This window comes from Halopiger xanaduensis SH-6 (assembly GCF_000217715.1).
Classification (GTDB): Archaea; Halobacteriota; Halobacteria; order Halobacteriales; family Natrialbaceae; genus Halopiger; species Halopiger xanaduensis.
In genome coordinates this window covers 3,589,081-3,604,899 of the sequence record NC_015666.1, presented here as the reverse complement: position 1 = coordinate 3,604,899, position 15,819 = coordinate 3,589,081, and the positions used below count along the sequence as shown (strand labels likewise).

At 66.6% G+C, this 15,819-nt stretch carries 14 protein-coding genes; 4 read left to right on the top strand and 10 right to left on the bottom strand.

Annotation, left to right across the window (positions count from 1 at the left end; translation table 11 throughout):
* Nucleotides 1-4 precede the first annotated feature (4 nt).
* On the bottom strand, nt 5-865 hold the full coding sequence (locus tag HALXA_RS17465) for a UbiA family prenyltransferase (protein ID WP_013881729.1): 861 nt from the start codon (nt 863-865) through the stop codon (nt 5-7).
* A gap of 125 nt (nt 866-990) precedes the next feature.
* Between HALXA_RS17465 and HALXA_RS17460 the strand changes: the two genes are divergently transcribed.
* The gene (locus tag HALXA_RS17460; protein WP_013881728.1) at nt 991-2,709 is read left to right on the top strand and encodes a thiamine pyrophosphate-binding protein; all 1,719 of its coding nucleotides are present in this window, start codon (nt 991-993) and stop codon (nt 2,707-2,709) included.
* Between the two features lie 63 nt (nt 2,710-2,772).
* Here the strand turns inward: HALXA_RS17460 and HALXA_RS17455 are convergent, their stop codons facing one another.
* Together HALXA_RS17455 and HALXA_RS17450 are read right to left on the bottom strand one after the other, a co-directional pair.
* Nucleotides 2,773-3,141: a hypothetical protein gene (locus HALXA_RS17455; protein WP_049895358.1), complete on the bottom strand. Its 369-nt coding sequence runs from the start codon at nt 3,139-3,141 to the stop codon at nt 2,773-2,775.
* A 146-nt stretch (nt 3,142-3,287) separates the two neighbouring features.
* Nucleotides 3,288-4,712, bottom strand: coding sequence for an FAD-binding oxidoreductase (locus HALXA_RS17450; RefSeq protein WP_013881726.1), 1,425 nt, complete (start codon nt 4,710-4,712; stop codon nt 3,288-3,290).
* An 82-nt stretch (nt 4,713-4,794) separates the two neighbouring features.
* Here HALXA_RS17450 and HALXA_RS17445 point away from each other — a divergent pair, with 82 nt between their 5' ends.
* Nucleotides 4,795-5,088, top strand: coding sequence for a hypothetical protein (locus HALXA_RS17445; RefSeq protein ID WP_013881725.1), 294 nt, complete (start codon nt 4,795-4,797; stop codon nt 5,086-5,088).
* A 13-nt stretch (nt 5,089-5,101) separates the two neighbouring features.
* On the opposite strand, the gene HALXA_RS17440 is transcribed toward HALXA_RS17445, so the two are convergent.
* Nucleotides 5,102-6,067: an NADPH:quinone reductase gene (locus HALXA_RS17440; RefSeq protein WP_013881724.1), complete on the bottom strand. Its 966-nt coding sequence runs from the start codon at nt 6,065-6,067 to the stop codon at nt 5,102-5,104.
* 65 nt (nt 6,068-6,132) lie between these two features.
* Nucleotides 6,133-7,254, bottom strand: coding sequence for a pyridoxal phosphate-dependent aminotransferase (locus tag HALXA_RS17435; protein WP_013881723.1), 1,122 nt, complete (start codon nt 7,252-7,254; stop codon nt 6,133-6,135).
* 164 nt (nt 7,255-7,418) lie between these two features.
* Between HALXA_RS17435 and HALXA_RS17430 the strand changes: the two genes are divergently transcribed.
* On the top strand, nt 7,419-8,075 hold the full coding sequence (locus HALXA_RS17430) for a DUF6517 family protein (protein WP_013881722.1): 657 nt from the start codon (nt 7,419-7,421) through the stop codon (nt 8,073-8,075).
* A gap of 179 nt (nt 8,076-8,254) precedes the next feature.
* Here HALXA_RS17430 and HALXA_RS17425 read toward each other — a convergent pair whose 3' ends face one another.
* Both HALXA_RS17425 and HALXA_RS17420 read right to left on the bottom strand, forming a co-directional pair.
* Nucleotides 8,255-9,121, bottom strand: coding sequence for a 2-oxoacid:ferredoxin oxidoreductase subunit beta (locus tag HALXA_RS17425; RefSeq protein WP_013881721.1), 867 nt, complete (start codon nt 9,119-9,121; stop codon nt 8,255-8,257).
* Entirely contained in the window at nt 9,118-10,872 is a 1,755-nt protein-coding gene (locus HALXA_RS17420; RefSeq protein ID WP_013881720.1) for a 2-oxoacid:acceptor oxidoreductase subunit alpha, read from the bottom strand. Before HALXA_RS17420 ends, HALXA_RS17425 begins: the two co-directional genes overlap by 4 nt.
* 226 nt (nt 10,873-11,098) lie before the next feature.
* Here HALXA_RS17420 and HALXA_RS17415 point away from each other — a divergent pair, with 226 nt between their 5' ends.
* On the top strand, nt 11,099-11,743 hold the full coding sequence (locus HALXA_RS17415) for a ferredoxin--NADP reductase (RefSeq protein ID WP_013881719.1): 645 nt from the start codon (nt 11,099-11,101) through the stop codon (nt 11,741-11,743).
* A gap of 199 nt (nt 11,744-11,942) precedes the next feature.
* On the opposite strand, the gene mce is transcribed toward HALXA_RS17415, so the two are convergent.
* From mce to HALXA_RS17400, 3 genes are all read right to left on the bottom strand, one after another.
* The gene (gene mce, locus HALXA_RS17410) at nt 11,943-12,326 is read right to left on the bottom strand and encodes a methylmalonyl-CoA epimerase (protein ID WP_013881718.1); all 384 of its coding nucleotides are present in this window, start codon (nt 12,324-12,326) and stop codon (nt 11,943-11,945) included.
* A gap of 128 nt (nt 12,327-12,454) precedes the next feature.
* Entirely contained in the window at nt 12,455-13,291 is an 837-nt protein-coding gene (locus tag HALXA_RS17405) for an aldo/keto reductase (protein ID WP_013881717.1), read from the bottom strand.
* A 91-nt stretch (nt 13,292-13,382) separates the two neighbouring features.
* The gene (locus tag HALXA_RS17400) at nt 13,383-15,656 is read right to left on the bottom strand and encodes a PQQ-dependent sugar dehydrogenase (RefSeq protein WP_013881716.1); all 2,274 of its coding nucleotides are present in this window, start codon (nt 15,654-15,656) and stop codon (nt 13,383-13,385) included.
* Nucleotides 15,657-15,819: the final 163 nt, after the last annotated feature.

The window sequence follows — 15,819 nt, the reverse complement described above, 5'->3', positions numbered from 1 at the left end:
CCCCTCACGCGAATCCGGCGAGGGGTTCGAACCGGACCGCAGCGACGAGGACGGCCAGAAAGACGTACGAGCCGCGGATGAGCAGCATGGTCGCGAGCTCCGGCCCGGCGCGGCGGGCGGCGAGCGCGACCGCCGCGAACGCGAGCGCGGCCAGCACCGCCGTCGGCGGAAAGAGGCGAGCGACCGCGAAGGCGACGACGATCAGCAGCGCCGTCACCATCAGCCCGTACGCGAGGTCGTAGGCTCGAGTCGGCCCGACGGCCACGGCGACGGTTCGCTTCTCGATCGAGCGGTCGTAGTCGTAGTCCTGGGCGTCGTCGATCACCTTGATCCCCGACAGCAGGACGAGGAAGACGACGGCGAAGCCGAGCGGGACGGCTGCAAATGCCGCAGCTTGCACGTAGAACCCCCCGAACAGCGAGAGCGCGATCCCCAGCGGGTAGCCCGTCGTCGCAGTAACGGGGTTCGTGTCGAGCTGGGGCGCGTGGTGGTAGGCGATCAGCCACGTCGGGACCGTCAGCGCGACGGCGACCCAGTTGACGAGTACGCCTAAGAGGAGACAGCACAGCGCGAACAGGGTCGTCGACAACGCGAGCGCGACGCGACACCCCCGCTCGGTCAGCGGGTGGTCGTCGTCCTCGCCGCGAACGTAGAAGTCGACGTAGCCGTCCTTGACGTGGGCGGTGTAGACCGCGGCGAACATCGCGGCGACGTGGATCGCCGCCAGCGTCGGCGTGATGTCGTCGGCGAGGATCGCGCCGAACAGCGACGCGGCCAGCGGCGGCGTCATGAACACGGGGTGGACCTGCGACCAGAAGGCTCGAGCCGTCGCGTTGATTCCAGTCCCGTCTCTCGCGAGGGCCATGTTTCGAGCGACAACGAACTGATATATAATACCCGGGCCGGCGGCGGGTTGCAACTCGCGGTATCGGAAGCAACCCTTCGACGGCCGGCCCACCATTTGATTGCGTGGATCGTTGAGAAGGAGGTATGTCAAACGACTCTAACGACGGCTCCGACGGCTACACCGGCGCCGACCTCTTCGTCGACGCCCTCGAGTCCTACGGCGTCGAGTACGTCTTCGGCAATCCCGGGACGACCGAACTGCCGGTCACCGACGCGATCGGCGACAGCGACCTCGAGTACGTGCTCGGCCTCCACGAGGACGTCGCGGTCGGGATGGCCGGCGGCTACGCCCAGACCCGACGGTACCACGCCCACCACGACGACTCGGTCAACCCCGTCGGCGTCGCGAACCTCCACGTCGCGCCCGGGCTTGCCCACGGGCTCGGAAACCTCTACGCGGCCAAGCGCGCGGGCGCGCCGGTCCTCGTCACCGCGGGCAACCACAGCACCGACTTCCGCCACGAGGAGCCCGCGCTGGCGGGCGACCTCGTCGATCTCGCCGACCAGTTCTGCAAGTGGTCCGCCGAAGTGATGGACGTCGAGGCGCTGCCGACGATGCTCCGGCGGGCCGTCCGCGTCGCGCTGACCCCGCCGACCGGCCCGGTCTTCCTCGGCCTCCCGCTGGACGTGATGATGGAAGAGACCGACGCCGAGCCCGAGCGACTTGGCGGGATTCCCAACGCCGGCGGCGGGGACCCAGCACAACTCGAGCGCGCGGCCGACTTGCTGGCCGACTCGGACGTCCGGGACCTCGCGCTCGTCGTCGGCGACGGGGTCGCGCGCTCGGGCGACGAGGCGGTCGCCGCGGCGGTCGAGCTCGCGGAGTCGACCGGCGCGCGCGTCCACGGCGAGGTCCACGTGAGCGAGATCGACTTCGCGACCGACCACGAGCAGTGGCTCTCCTACGTGCCGCCGGACGAGGAGCGCGCGGCGGAACTGCTCTCCGCCGACGCGATCCTGTTCGTCGGCACGTCGACGAACACGACGCTGACCCGCCACGAGGAGCCGCTCGTCGACCTCGACGGTACCTTGATCCACGTCAGCGACGACCCGTGGGAGGTCGGCAAGAACCAGCCCGCCGACGCGGCCGTCGTCGGCGATCCCGGTCTGGTGCTGCAGGGACTCATCGAACGCGTCCGACCGAAGATCGACGACGAGACCGTCAGTGAGCGCCTCAAGGAGGTTCGCGATCGCAAAGCGGCGATCGAAGACCGACTGGCTGACATCGGTGAGGGCGAGATGCGGGACGATCCGCGCGCGTCGAAGGCCGAACTCATCGACGCAATGCGGTCGGTCGCCGAGGACGCCTACGTCGTCGACGAGAGCGTCACGTCGAAGTACCCCATCATGACCCGCTGGGACTTCGCGCCCGAGCAGTTCGTCTCGAACAAGGGCGGCGGCCTCGGCTACGGCCTGCCCGCGTCGGTCGGCGCAGCGATCGCCGAGGAGCACCGCGACGACCCGCGGAACGTGATCTGTTTCATCGGCGACGGCTCCTACCTCTACTACCCCAACTCGATCTACAGCGCGGTCCGCGAGGATCTCGATCTCACGGTCGTCATCCCCGACAACCGCAACTACCGCATCCTGAAGGACAACACGCTCAAGCTGCTGGGCGGCGACGAGGGGGACCACGAGTTCGTCGGGATGGACTTCGAACCGCCCGTCGACATCCCGAAAAACGCCGAGAGCCACGGCGCTCGCGGTCACCTCGTGGAAGAGCCCGACGAGATCGAAGGCGCGCTCGAGGACGCCCTCTCACGCGAGGGGGTGGACGTGCTCGACGTGCTGGTGCACGACTGACTGCCGTCGCAGTTCGCGCGTCGGGTCAGCTACGACGGATAAGTTCGGAGCGGTGTTCCGTCGTTACGCGTATCCCCACTCTTCGCGGTCGTAACAGCCACCCCAGCCGTATTCTCCGCGCTCGCTTCCGGCGTCGACGAGCGGCGAGTCCGCGCAAAACGGCGTGAGGGTGACGACGTAAGCCTCGTTTTCGTAGCGGAAGTAAACACCGGAGGGTTGGCGGGACCCGTACTCCGATCGGTCGTACCACGGTCGTTCGGAGAGCGCCTGTGCGACCGTTTCGTACTCGGCTTCGGTTACTTCGATCTCCGCGACCGAATCCCGCGCGTTTGCCGCTTGTTGGAGTCCCTCCTGAACCGGATCGACGGCTCGAATCCGCTCGTCGGTAGCGTCAGTGATCGTCGCGTTCGGCGGTTCGGTCGTTCGTAACACTTCCAGTAATCCGCCGTTCGAGCCGGGATCGTCGAGGCAACCGGAACCGACCGATACCGTGGCACAACCAGCGATTGCCAGAAACCGACGGCGATTCATATAGATGTTCTAATACGAACTACGAGCCTGTAAGTAGTCTTTGAATATCACGTTTCGTCGTCCCGAACTCGCTCGCCCTCGGCCGTCTCCGGAAAGATCTTCCCCGGGTTCAGCGTGTCCGTCGGATCGAGCGCTCGCTTGAGCCGCCGCATCGCGTCGACCGCGCCCGCGCCGTGCTCGTCCTCGAGGAACTGTCGTTTCCCCTCGCCGATGCCGTGCTCGCCGGTGACCGTGCCGCCGAGTTCGATGGCTTTCTCGACCGTTTTCCGGTACGCTTCCTCGCCGCGTTCGACCATTTCCGGATCGTCCGGGTCGACCAGCACGTTGTGGTGGAGGTTGCCGTCGCCCGCGTGGCCGTAGCAGGGCGCCAGCAGGTCCCGTTCCTCGGCAAGGCGCTTCGCTTCGCGGACCATTTCGGGGTACGCGCTGATCGGCACCGTCACGTCGCCGGGATGCAAGGTGTGCAGTTCGGGTTCGTAGTTCTCGACCGCGAAGGCGATCTCCCGGCGGGCCTCCCAGAGTTCGGACATCTCGTCGTCGTCCGCGCTGATCTCGAACTCGAGGACGTCGTGGTCCTCGAATATCGTCAGGCAGAGGTCGATCTCCTCCTCGATCCCGTGGTTGGCGTGGAACTCGAGGAAGACCGTCGGCGCGTCCGGCAGGCCGGTCTCGAGGTAGTCGTTGGTCATCCGGACGCTCAGTTCGTCGAGCAGTTCGATCCGCGCGACGGCGACCTCCGTCCGGACCGCCTCGGCGATGGCTCCGGTGGCGTCCTCGAGCGTCTCGAAAACTGCGCGCCCCCCGCGGATCTGGTGCGGTCGCCCCGCAAGTTCCAGCGTCGCTTCCGTCACGACGGCCAGCGTCCCCTCGCTGCCGACCAGCAGGTCGGTGAGGTTGTACCCGCTCGAGGTCTTCTTTGCCCGCGAGCCGGTCTCGATGACGGTGCCGTCGGCCAGGACGGCCTCGAGGCCGAGCACCCAGTCGGCGACCTCGCCGTAGCGGACGGTCTGCATCCCGCTGGCGTCGGTCGCGATCATCCCGCCGATCGTGGAGATGTCGCCCGACGACGGTAAGGGTGGAAACATCAGTCCGTCGCGCGCCACGCGCTCGTCGACCTCGCTGCCGATGATCCCCGGGCCGACGTCGATCTGGAAGTCGTCGGGCCGGTAGTCGACGATATCGTCCATCCGCGTCAAGTCGAGGCTGATCCCGCCGTGGGCCGGGACGGCGTTGCCCTCGAGGCTCGTTCCGGCGGCGTAGGGCGTGACCGGGACGTCGCGCTCGGTCGCCGCGGCCAAGACGGTCGACACGTCTTCCGTGCTTTCGGGCCAGACGACGGCGTCGGGCAGCACCTCGCGGCCGCGCTGTTCCGACCCCCAGTCGGCGGCGCGGTCCTCGCGCCGACTCTCGGCGAACGAAACCTGATCGTCCTCGAGCGGGAGTTCCTCGAGGAACGAGCAGTCGCGTGTCATATGCGTACGTCGGCCACGCTGCGTATCAACGTTTGGCCGCGTCGCACGAACGCTCACGGCGCTCGAGTCCGTCCACTCGAGCGTGTCCGACAACCAGCCCCACGAGCGACTGAACGCACGAACGCAACGACTCCACGACCACCTCGAGGCGACGGCCGAACTGCCGCTCGACCGGACCGCGAGTCGCTGGATCGGCGAGGCGGAAGCCGTCGCCCGCGACGTCGCGACGAACGACCTCGACGCGGAGACGACCCGCAACCGCGTCGCAAAGGTTCGCGAACTGCTTTCGGAAGTCGGCGACACCGGCGACGAAGCGGTCGACGAGCACCTCGAGGCGGCCCGCCGGTGCTGCGACGAAATTCTTCAGGATCGGTGAGCGTCGATGTTCGTCAGGGCTCGAGTACGAGTTTTCCGAAGACGCTGTCCTCCATGACGGCGCGCTGGGCCTCTGCGGCCTCCTCGAGGTCGTACCGCTCGTCGATCTCGACGGATAGGCGGCCGGCGTCCATGAGGTGGGCGGCCCCGCGCAGCGGCACGCGGAGGTCCGGCGTGTTGAACATGCTCATGAACTGGTAGCTGACGTCCTTCGAGCGGGCCGCGCCGTCGTTCGTAAAGCCCGGGTCGGGACTGTTTTCGCCGATCCCGACGACCCGACAGCCGGTTGCAGCCACGTCCGCGTCGAACTGGAGGTAGTCGTCCAGCCGGTGATCCAACACGACGTCGACGCCGCCGTCGCTCGCCTCGAGGACGGCGTCGGCGAGGTCGTCGCGAGCGTAGTCCAGTACGGTGTCGGCGCCCATCGCCTCGAGGCCGCCGTGGTAATCCTCTGAGGCGGTGGTGATGACGCGGGCGCTCACCGCGTCCGCGATCTGGACGGCGGCGTGGCCGACGCCGCCGGAGCCGCCGTGGACGAGGCAGTGCTCGGCCGGGTTCAAGTCCGCGTGATCGATCAGGGCGCGCCAGGCGGTGACGGCGACGACGCCCGCCGCGCCGGCCTCCGCCAGGTCCGCGCCGTCGGGGAGCGCGACGACGCGGTCCGTCGGCACCGTCGCGTACTCGGCGTAGGAACCCTGATAGGACCCGTTTCCGATACCGGTGCCGTAGACGCGGTCGCCCGCCGCGAACTCCTCGACGGCGTCGCCCGTTTCCGCGACGGTGCCGGCGAGGTCGACGCCGGGCGTGAACGGCACGTCGACCGGTTCGTACGACCCGTCCCGGAAGTAGGTGTCGACGGGGTTGACTCCCGCCGCGGCGACCTCGACGAGCAGTTCGTCGTTCGCGGGTTCGGGTCGATCGATCTCTTCGACCTGCAGTACGTCCGGACCGCCGTGTTCCTCGAGGCGTACGGCTCTCATTTCGGTCTGGAATTGGTCGCGCGACGGCAAAAAGGTGGAGACGACGGCTTCGGTTGACGCGCCGACTACTGCACCGCCCGCGTCGCCTCGTCCATGATCTCGAGGGCCTCCTTCAGGTCCTCCATCCCGGTCGCGTAGGACAGTCGCGCGTAGCCCTCGCCGTGCTCGCCGAAGGCGTCGCCGGGGACGACGACCACGCCGCGGTCGAGCACCTCGTCGACCCAGCCCTCGGGCACCTTCGGCATCGCGTAGAACGCGCCCGACGGCGTCGGCACCTCGAGGCCGGCGTCCTCGAGGCCGTCGAGGACGACGTCGCGCCGCTCTTCGAAAGCGTCGACCATCTCATCGACGGGGTCCTGGGGACCGGTCAGCGCGGCCTCGGCGGCGTACTGGGCCGGCGCGGAGGCGCAGGCCTGGCCGTACTGGTGGACCCGCAACATGCGCTCGATGCGGCGGTTGGAACCGACGACCCAGCCCAGCCGCCAGCCGGTCATCGAGTAGGTCTTCGAGCAGGCGCTGACGACGACGACGTTGTCCGTCTCGGCGAACTCCATCGGCGAGCGGTGAACGCCGTCGAAGACGATCTTCTCGTAAACCTCGTCGGAAATGCAGAGCACGTCGTGTTCGTCGGCGATGCGCGCGAACTCCCGTATGTCCGCCTCGCTCTGGACCGCGCCCGTCGGGTTGGCGGGGCTGTTGACGACGAACGCAGCCGTGTCCTCCGTAATGTTCTCTTCGACGGTTTCGGGATCGAGCGTCAGGTCCTCGCGCAGTCCGACCGGCTTCGGCGTCCCGCCGGCGAGCTTCGTCAGCGCGTCGTAGGAGACGAATCCGGGGTCGGGGAAGATGACTTCCTCGCCGGGATCGACGTGGGCCTCGAGCGCGATGTGCAGCGCCTCGCTGCCGCCCGAGGTGGCGATGATATCGCGGGGCTCGACCTCGAGGCCGTAGTCGCGGTCGTACTTCGCCGCGATGGCCTCGCGGAGGCTCTCCGTGCCCTTGTTCGACGTGTAGGCGTCGGTCAGCCCGTTCTCGATGGCCTCGATCGCCCCGCGGCGAGCGTGGGCGGGCGTCGGGAAATCGGGCTGGCCCAGCCCGAGGTTGATCGCGTCGTCGCCGGCGGCCTCGAACACCTCTCGGATGCCGCTGATCGACACCTGTTCGACCCGCTGTGAGAACTCCGTCATATGCTACACGCGCGCAGTCGATCCCGATAACGCTTGCTGTGTTCGTCCTCGAGTCCGAATCGACGACCGTTCGCAATACGTGATAATCAGTCGATAGAAACCGTCTTGACTACGAAATCACAGAAGCCGCAACTAATATACGGCTCCTGTCGAACTACTCGAGCATGACTCCCTCTCGCCGTTCGCTACTCGCCGCGGGCACGACGAGTGCGCTCGCACTGACCGCCGGCTGTCTCGACTTCGTCCTCGGGAACGGCCCGCTCGAGTTCGACGCCGAACGCGTGGCGCCGACCGACGCCGCGTTCGAGGAAACGGGCTACGAGGAAACCCAGGTCGAGGAGCAGTCGATCGACGAGACGATTCAGGCCGGCGTCGAACGCGACGTTCGGGCGTCGATGTGGCTCTCGCTCTATTCGAAGGCGCGCGACCTTCAGGGCGAGACGATCGACGCGAGCGTCTTCGCGGCCGTCTCGATTCCCGCGATCGAAGTCGCCGGCCGATCGTTCAACCCGATCGAGAACATGAGCAACGAGGAACTGCTCGAGGAGGTGATGAACCGCGCCGGCGACGACTTCGGCTCGGTCCGGAACATCGGCCGCGAGGAGTCGTTCGGCCTCGATATTCTGGGCGCCGGCCGCGAGGTCGACGTCTTCTCGGGCGAAACCGAGTTCGAGGGCCGCACGGTCGAGGTCGAAATCTCGCTGACGTCGTTCGCCCACGAGGAGGACCTGCTGATCCTCGTCGGGAGCCACCCGAAACCGTTCGCCGAGGAGTCGGCGAACCTCGAGGTGCTGATGGAATCGGTCGAACACCCGGTCTGATCTCGGTCTGAGCCGCATCGACGCGTCGCTAGTCGCTCTTTCTGGACGAACCGTGAACGCGAACTCGAGAACGACAGAGCGAGGAGACTCGACAATCTCGCTCGAGATGGTCGAAGTCGAACCGCAAAACGAAGAAACCGACGTCGAATCGGGACCGCGAACGGCGACGGTGGCGCCGCTCAGTAGAACTCGCGGACGAGGTCCATCGCGTCCTCGGGCGCGCCCTCGGGAATCTCGGACATGTCTTCGGTGACGCCGTGTTTCTCGTGGTACGGGACGGAGTTCTCGTCCTTGTACATCACGCCCTGGTACTCCTTGTCGCTGTCGAGGATGACCTCCTTGGCGGCCTCGTAGTCGTTGGGATCGTGGTCTTCGTCCTCCTGCAGGTCGACGAGGTTGTCGCGGAAGTAGTCGTAGGTGTCGACGTCGTTGAACGTGACGCAGGGGCTGAAGACGTTGACGAAGCCGAAGCCGTCGTGCTCGATGGCCTCCTGAACGATCTCCTGGTGGCGCAGCGCGTCCGAGGAGAACGACTGGGCGATGAAGGAAGCACCCGAAGCGAGCGCCAGTGCGAGCGGGTTGACCGGCGGCTGCTTGGGTCCTTCGGGAGTCGTCGAGGTCTCGAAGTCCGACCGCGAGGTCGGCGAGGCCTGGCCCTTCGTCAGCCCGTAGATGCGGTTGTCCATGACGACGTAGGTCATGTCGACGTTCCGGCGGACGGCGTGGACGAAGTGACCGGCACCGATCGAGTAGCCGTCGCCGTCGCCGCCGGCGACCATCACTTCGATGTCGGGGCGGGCCATCTTGACGCCCTGTCCGACCGGCAGCGCGCGACCGTGGACCCCGTGCAGCGCGTAGCTGTGCATGTAGGTCCCGATCTTGCCGGAACAGCCGATCCCGGCGACCACGAACGTGTTGTCGGGGTCGTTGCCGGTCTCGGCGAGGGCTTTCATCATGCCGTTCATCGTCCCGAAGTCCCCGCAGCCGGGACACCAGGTGGGTTGCTTGTCGGATTTGAAGTCGGTGAATCGAACGTCGGAGCTCATTGTGCAGGCACCTCCTCGGTGAGTTTGTCGGTGATCTGGTCGGCGAGTTCGTCCGCCTTGAAGCGGACGCCGGTGTACTTGTTAATGCGCTTGAGACGGGTAAGTGCGTCGTGCTCGAGCAGGTCCGCGAACTGCCCGGTCGCGTTACACTCGACGACGACGACCTCGTCGGCAGCCTCGATCTCGTCGGAGAGGTCCGGGCGCGGGAAGATGTAGGGCACCGAGATCACGCGCAGGTCGATGTCGTCCGCCTCGAGGTACTCGAGCGCTTCCCGCAGCGCGCCCTCGTTCGATCCCCAGGAGATGACGAGGTTGTCGGCGTCGGAATCGCCGAACTCGCGGTAGTCCCAGTCCTCCTGCTCCTCGGCGGTTTCGACCTTGCGATAGCGCTTGTCGACCTGCTGGACGCGCTCGTCCTCGTCCTCGGTCCGGCGGCCGAGTTCGTCGTGCTCGAGGCCGGTGGACATGTGAGCGCCGTCTGTCGTGCCGGGGATGGCGCGGGGGCTGACGCCGTCCTCGGTGACGGCGTGGGCGCGGAACCGACCCTGCGCGTCGAGCCACTCGTCGACTTCGTCCTCGTCGACGAGCTTGCCGCGGTCGATCTCGACTTCGTCCATGTCGAAGGTCTCCGGTCGGAACGTCTGTTCGGTGACCGACATCGCCAGATCGGACACGAGGAAGACGGGGATCTGGTACTTCTCGGCGAGGTTGAACGCCTCGACGGTCTTCCAGAAACACTCGGCGATCGACGTCGGAGTGACGACGAACCGCGGGATCTCGCCGTGGCCGCCGTACAGCGCCATGTTGAGGTCGCCCTGCTCCTGCTTGGTCGGCATCCCCGTCGAGGGACCCGAGCGCTGCACGTCGGTGATGACCAGCGGCGTCTCGCTCTGTGCGACGAGGCCGAAGGTCTCGGTCATCAGGTCGATCCCGGCGCCGGAGGTCGCGGTCATCGCTCGCGCGCCGCTGCGTGCGGCGCCCAGCGCCATGTTGATCGCCGAGAGTTCGTCCTCGGCCTGCACGACGTGGCCGCCGTAGTCCTCGATGCGGCCCGTCAGGTACTCCATGATGGAGGTCGCGGGCGTGATCGGGTATCCCGCGTAGAACCGGCAGCCGGCGGCGAGAGCTCCCATCCCGATCGCTTCGTTGCCGTTCAGCAGGACGTAGTCCTCGTCAGTGGTATCGAGATCGTAGTCGAGATCCAGATCGTAGTTCTCCTGGACGTACTGCTGGCCCAACCGGGCGGCTTCCTTGTTGTTCTCGACGATCTTCGAGCCCTTCCCGCCGAAGCGCTTCTCGAGGGCTTCGTCGAGGTACTCGACGTCGAAGTTGGTGATCTCGCAGGCGGCCCCGAGCGCGACGATGTTGCGCATGATCGCACCGCCGGCGTCTTCGGCCAGCGACTTCAGCGGGACGTCGACCGCCGTCATCTCGTCGGGAATCTCGGCCTCCCAGGAGCGTTCGCCGTCGTAGATGATGGCGCTGTCCTCGTGGAGCTCGTCCAGATTCTCGTCGATCGTCCGTTGTGTCAGTGCGACGAGAATGTCGAGTCGGTCGACGACGCTTTGGACGCGATCGACCGACGTGCGGATCTTGTAGGCGGTGTAGCCGCCGCGGATCCGCGACGCGAAGTCCTTCGAGGTGAACACGTGTCGCCCGGCTCTGGACAGGGCCTGAGCAAAGATTTTTCCGGTGGAGTCGATACCGTCGCCGGCCTCGCCTCCGACCGCCCAGTTGAGGTCCTCAGCCATGTTATGCCGCACCTTGCCTCCAGTAAATGAAAAGGCTTCTGAAACCCTCACCGGGTCACCCCAACGCAGGCTGATATGTCTGGTCCTCGACTGTCTGCGGTTCCGTTCGTTCCGCCCCGTCAGAATCGGCTGGACCGACGGACCCGACGACCCGGACGGACCTGTCGGACCGGACGAAACGACCGCGAACGGAACGCCTTTTCGACCCCCGCCCGAACGCCCCCGCATGGATGGGACCCCAGTAACCGTCGAATCGGTACGCGACGTCGGTCCGGAGACCGTCGCGCTCGAACTCGAGACGCCCGACGCGTTCGACGCGCTGCCGGGCCAGTTCGTCTTGCTCCGCGCGAGCCCCGACGGCGACGACGAGGTCGTCGAACGCCACTACACGCTCTCGTCGCCGGCCGTCGACGACACCTTCGAGATCACGGTCGGCGTCGATCCCGACGGCGACCTTTCACCCTGGCTCGCCGGCCTCGAGGGCGGGGAGACCGTCCACGTCGACGGCCCGTTCGGGACGATCACCTACGAGCGCGACGCCGACGTCGTCGCGATCGCGGGCGGCCCCGGCGTCGGTCCCGCAGTCGCAATCGCCGAGGCAGCCCGCGACGCGGGCCACGAGGCGGTCGTCATCTATCAGGACGACGAGCCCGCACACCGCGAACGACTCGAGGCGCTCGAGGACGACGGCGCATCGGTCACGATCGTCGACGACGAGGCGAACGAGGACCTCGCAGCCGCGATCGAAGCCCACGTGGACGACGGCCGGATCTACGCGTTCGGGTTCGACGAGTTCGTCACGTTCGTCGCCGACTCGATCGACGACGCCGGCGGCGATTCGGACGAGGCGCTGATCGAGAGCTTCGGGTAACCACACCCGGAGCGGATATGAGACGTACCCGAAAGGTTACAGGAAAAGATTACTCGACAACTCAGTAAGCGTTTCGTGCGTCCGACGTTTGCGCGATTTCCGTTACGATTCGCGCTTTTGCTAGCCGCCACTGGAAGCCGTCTCGAGGATTCCGCTCCGCTGTGGTGAACACAGCGTCACCGACGATCGCAGCTGCCGGTCAGTGCTCGACGAATTCTATCAGCACGCCACCAGTATCCGTCGGATGGAGAAAGGCGACCGAGTGGCCCCACGCGCCCGGTCGCGGCTCCTCGTCGACGAGTCGCACGTCGTTCTCGCGCGCCCGCTCGAGCGCTCCCTCGATATCGTCGGTGGCGAACGCGAGGTGGTGAATCCCCGCTCCGTGGTCGTCGAGGTACTGCGCGATCGTCCCGTCCTCGAGCGGTTCGAGGAGTTCGAGGTAGCCGTTCCCGCAGTCGAGGAAGACGACGCGCATGCCGTCGAACGTCTCCTCGTGGGCGATCTCGAGGCCGAACAGGGTTTCGTATCGGTCGCCGAGTTCTGCCGCCGCGTCGGTCGCGATGCCCGCGTGATCGAACTGCATGAGTGTGATATTCGCGGATCGGTGACAAATATCGTGGGGTCGACGTGTGCGGGCGAAGTGACACTGTCCCTCAGTCGCTCGAGCGACGGCGGACTGCTCTTCGAGCGATCACCGTAGCCCGAGATCGGTCACCGCAGCCCGAGTTTGGCGGCCAGCCGATTCCAGACGCCGTCGCCGACTTCAGTGACCGCCGCCATCTCCTCGTCGTCGAGTTCGAAGTCGAACACGTCCGCGTTCGCCTCGATGTGCTCGCGGCTCGCCGCCTTCGGAATGGGCGCGACGGACGGCTGCTGGAGCAGCCAGCGCAGGGCGACCTGCGCCGCGGATTTGTCGTAGTCCGCGCCGATCTCCACGAGCCGATCGTCGCCCGGCACCGCCCCCTCCGCGAGCGGGCTGTACGCCGTCAGGCAGACGTCGTTTTCGACGCAGTACTCGAGGAGGTCGTCCCGGTGGTGATAGGGGTGGTACTTCACCTGGTTGGCGACGATCGGCGTCTCCGAAAGGGCAATCGCGTCCTCGAGTTGCCCGACGGAGAAGTTGCTGACGCCGATGTGGTCGACGGCGCCCGCCGCTTGGAGTTCGTTCATCGCGTCGACGGTCTCCTCGAGCGGCGCCCGGTCGCTGGGAGCGTGTAAGAGGAGCAGGTCGACGGTCGACAGGCCGAGTCGCTCGAGGCTCTCTCGGGTCGTCTCGAGGACGTCGTCGTAGGCGGCGTTGTCGGGGTGGACCTTCGTGACGACGAAGACGTCCTCGCGGTCGACGGCGCTGTTTGCGATCGCCTCGCCGACGGCCCGTTCGTTGTCGTACATCTGGGCCGTGTCGACGTGGCGGTAGCCGACCTCGAGGGCGGTTTCGACAGCCTGCCGGCACTCGTCGCCGGTCATCCGCGCGGTGCCGAATCCGAGCACCGGAATCTCGGCACCCTGTACGGAAACGGTCTCGGTGGTGATGGGAGCGTCGCTCATAGCGGCCGTTCACCGCCGATCGGTATCAAGGTCGGGCCGTCATCCACGTCGAAAAAAGTCTGTTATCTCGAGAACCGCGCTCGAGGCGTCACTACGCGTCGGTTTCGTTCGTCGCGCCGTCGTCGATCGTCACGTTGCCGCCCGTCTCATTGTCGGCTGGCTCGTTGCCGTCAGTCTCGTTGATCGGTTCGTCCTGCGTGTCCTCGGTCGCGTTCTCGTCGGCGTCCTGCTCGTCGGTGCCTGCGCCGGATTCGTCGTCCGGGGGCGCCTGGAGCTCCTCGCCCTCGTCCGGCGGCACGATCTGCATTACCGCGCCGGTGTCGCCCTCCGGAACGCCCACCTGATTCGCGAGCACGTAGACGTTGCCGTCGGCGTCCTGCCCGAACTGGCGGACGAAGTAAGGGAACGAGCCGTCCTCGGTGCCCGAAACCTGGAGCTCTTCCATCTCCCAGAGTTCGTCGCGCGGGACGACCTGGTCCTCCTCCGGCTGGGTCTGCCCCATGTCGGCCATCGTCTCGTTGCCGTCGCCCGTCTCGTTCGTGGCGTTCTCGAAGCCGCCTGCCTCGATACTTTCGTTCGCGAGGGTCTCGTTGTCCCCGGTCGCGTTGATCGGTTCGTCCTGCGTGTCTTCGGTGGCGTTTTCGGCGGTCTGATTCGCGTCGGGCGCGACGCCTTGCGTCTGGTCGGCGCCGTCGCCGCCGCCGGCACCCTCGCGCTCAGATGCGGCAAGGAGCCGCCCGTCCGGCGACTGTCGCGCCGGATCCGCCGTCCAGTCGCCGAAGACGTACTTTCCCTCGAGGTCGCCGACGCCGCCGGCCTCGTAGACGTGGCCGCCGATGATCGTGATGCCGACTATCTGATCCTCGTAGACGTGGGGGTACTCGACGATCGGGTCCTGCAGTTCCTGCCCGTCGTAGGGCGGCTCGTCGGGCGCCGAGTCCGGGCAGTCCTCTGGCGGATCGCCGGGGCTGTCGGTGCTGAAGCAGTGGGTCCCCTCCTTGACGTTCCAGCCGTAGTTGCCGCCGGCTTCGACGAGGTTCGCCTCCTCGTAGAGGTCCTGACCGGCGTCGGAGACGAACAGCCGGCCCTCGCTGTCGAAGGAGATACCGAACGGGTTGCGGAAGCCCCATGCGTAGTACTCGTCGAGGCCCTCGTCGGAATCGACCAGCGGGTTGTCGTCGGGGATGCCGTACGGGCGGTCGCTGTCACCCTCAGAATCGACGTCGATCCGGTGGACGCCCCCGAGCAGGGTGTCGGTGATGTTCTGGCCGTTCCCGCCGTCGTTCTCGTCGTACCAGTCCTCGAGGTGGCCCAGCATGTCGTCGTTCGCGCCGCCGCCGTCGCCCATGGGCACGTAGAGGTAGCCGTCGGGCCCGAACGCCATCGGCCCGGCGTCGTGGTTGTACTGGGGTTTCTGGAACTCCATGAGGACCTGCTCCGACTCGGGGTCGGCCTCGCTCAGATCGTCCGACGCCTGGAACTCCGACACGACTTCGACGTGACTCCAGTCGTCGGGCGTCTCGTCGTTCGGCGGTGCGCTGTAGTGGATGAACAGCCGACCGTTCTCCGCGTAGTCGGGATGGGGCTCGACGCCGAGCAGCCCCCGTTCGTCGTAGTCCTGGTTCGGATCGGCGTACTCGCCCTGAAACGTTCCGAGTTCCACGATCCGATCGCTGAGGTCGAGAAACGGCTCGTCCCGCACCCCGTCGTCGTCGACGAGCCACAGTTCGCCCGTCTGGTCTGCGACGAAGTACTGTCCCTGATCGCCGTCGGCGACCGCCATATCCGTCGGCGCGGTCATCCCCTCCGCGACCGTCTGCAAACCGATCTCGGCACCCGCTTGGAAGAACCCTTCCTGCGCCTGTTGGTCGCCCTGTTCCTGCTCACTTCCGCCACCATCCCCGCTGCTGACCGAGATATCGCCGTTCATCGTCGGTCGGTGAGGCTCGCAGAAGTACGTCGCCATGTCGCTCGTCGCTTCGAACTCGAGCGTCTGGGTTTCGCCCTGCGAACTCATGATCTCGGTGCGCTCGAGTTCCTCGCCGTCCTCGCTCTCGATGACGACGTTGTGCGGCGCGCCGTCGACGTTCTCCCACGTGAGTTCGTACGTGGTCCCCTCCGCTAACTCCAGCGTCGGGTTGGTCTCGTCGGCGATCGCGTCGGGTGCGACGCCCGTCCAGCCGCTCGTCTCGCCGCCGAGTTCGATCGTCTGGGAGTCGAACTGGGCGAGAGCCGGGCTGGCTACCCCGACTACGCCCGCGGCCGCGGCCACTTGGAGGATGCGACGACGGGAGGTCGGGGGATAGCCGTCGGCGTCGGTCGATTCGGAACCGCGAGTCGATCGCTCGTCTGGAGTATCGCTCATGTGATGCTCACGGCCCGCATCGGCAGATATCCGGATAAACGGAGTCGACCGTTCCGCCGAGTTCTCCGGTCAACAGCAGCTTTGCCGTTCCTCGCTCGAGATAACCGTTCGTAACCGGATTTTACTCCTACTACTCGACGAAACAGCCAACGCTAATACGATT

Excerpts from the sequence above, each read along its gene's own strand:
- HALXA_RS17465 (WP_013881729.1), bottom strand. The coding sequence starts at position 865 with ATGGCCCTCGCGAGAGACGGGACTGGAATCAACGCGACGGCTCGAGCC.
- HALXA_RS17460 (WP_013881728.1), top strand. The coding sequence starts at position 991 with ATGTCAAACGACTCTAACGACGGCTCCGACGGCTACACCGGCGCCGAC.
- HALXA_RS17450 (WP_013881726.1), bottom strand. The coding sequence starts at position 4,712 with ATGACACGCGACTGCTCGTTCCTCGAGGAACTCCCGCTCGAGGACGAT.
- HALXA_RS17440 (WP_013881724.1), bottom strand. The coding sequence starts at position 6,067 with ATGAGAGCCGTACGCCTCGAGGAACACGGCGGTCCGGACGTACTGCAG.
- HALXA_RS17435 (WP_013881723.1), bottom strand. The coding sequence starts at position 7,254 with ATGACGGAGTTCTCACAGCGGGTCGAACAGGTGTCGATCAGCGGCATC.
- HALXA_RS17430 (WP_013881722.1), top strand. The coding sequence starts at position 7,419 with ATGACTCCCTCTCGCCGTTCGCTACTCGCCGCGGGCACGACGAGTGCG.
- HALXA_RS17425 (WP_013881721.1), bottom strand. The coding sequence starts at position 9,121 with ATGAGCTCCGACGTTCGATTCACCGACTTCAAATCCGACAAGCAACCC.
- HALXA_RS17420 (WP_013881720.1), bottom strand. The coding sequence starts at position 10,872 with ATGGCTGAGGACCTCAACTGGGCGGTCGGAGGCGAGGCCGGCGACGGT.
- HALXA_RS17415 (WP_013881719.1), top strand. The coding sequence starts at position 11,099 with ATGGATGGGACCCCAGTAACCGTCGAATCGGTACGCGACGTCGGTCCG.
- mce (WP_013881718.1), bottom strand. The coding sequence starts at position 12,326 with ATGCAGTTCGATCACGCGGGCATCGCGACCGACGCGGCGGCAGAACTC.
- HALXA_RS17405 (WP_013881717.1), bottom strand. The coding sequence starts at position 13,291 with ATGAGCGACGCTCCCATCACCACCGAGACCGTTTCCGTACAGGGTGCC.
- HALXA_RS17400 (WP_013881716.1), bottom strand. The coding sequence starts at position 15,656 with ATGAGCGATACTCCAGACGAGCGATCGACTCGCGGTTCCGAATCGACC.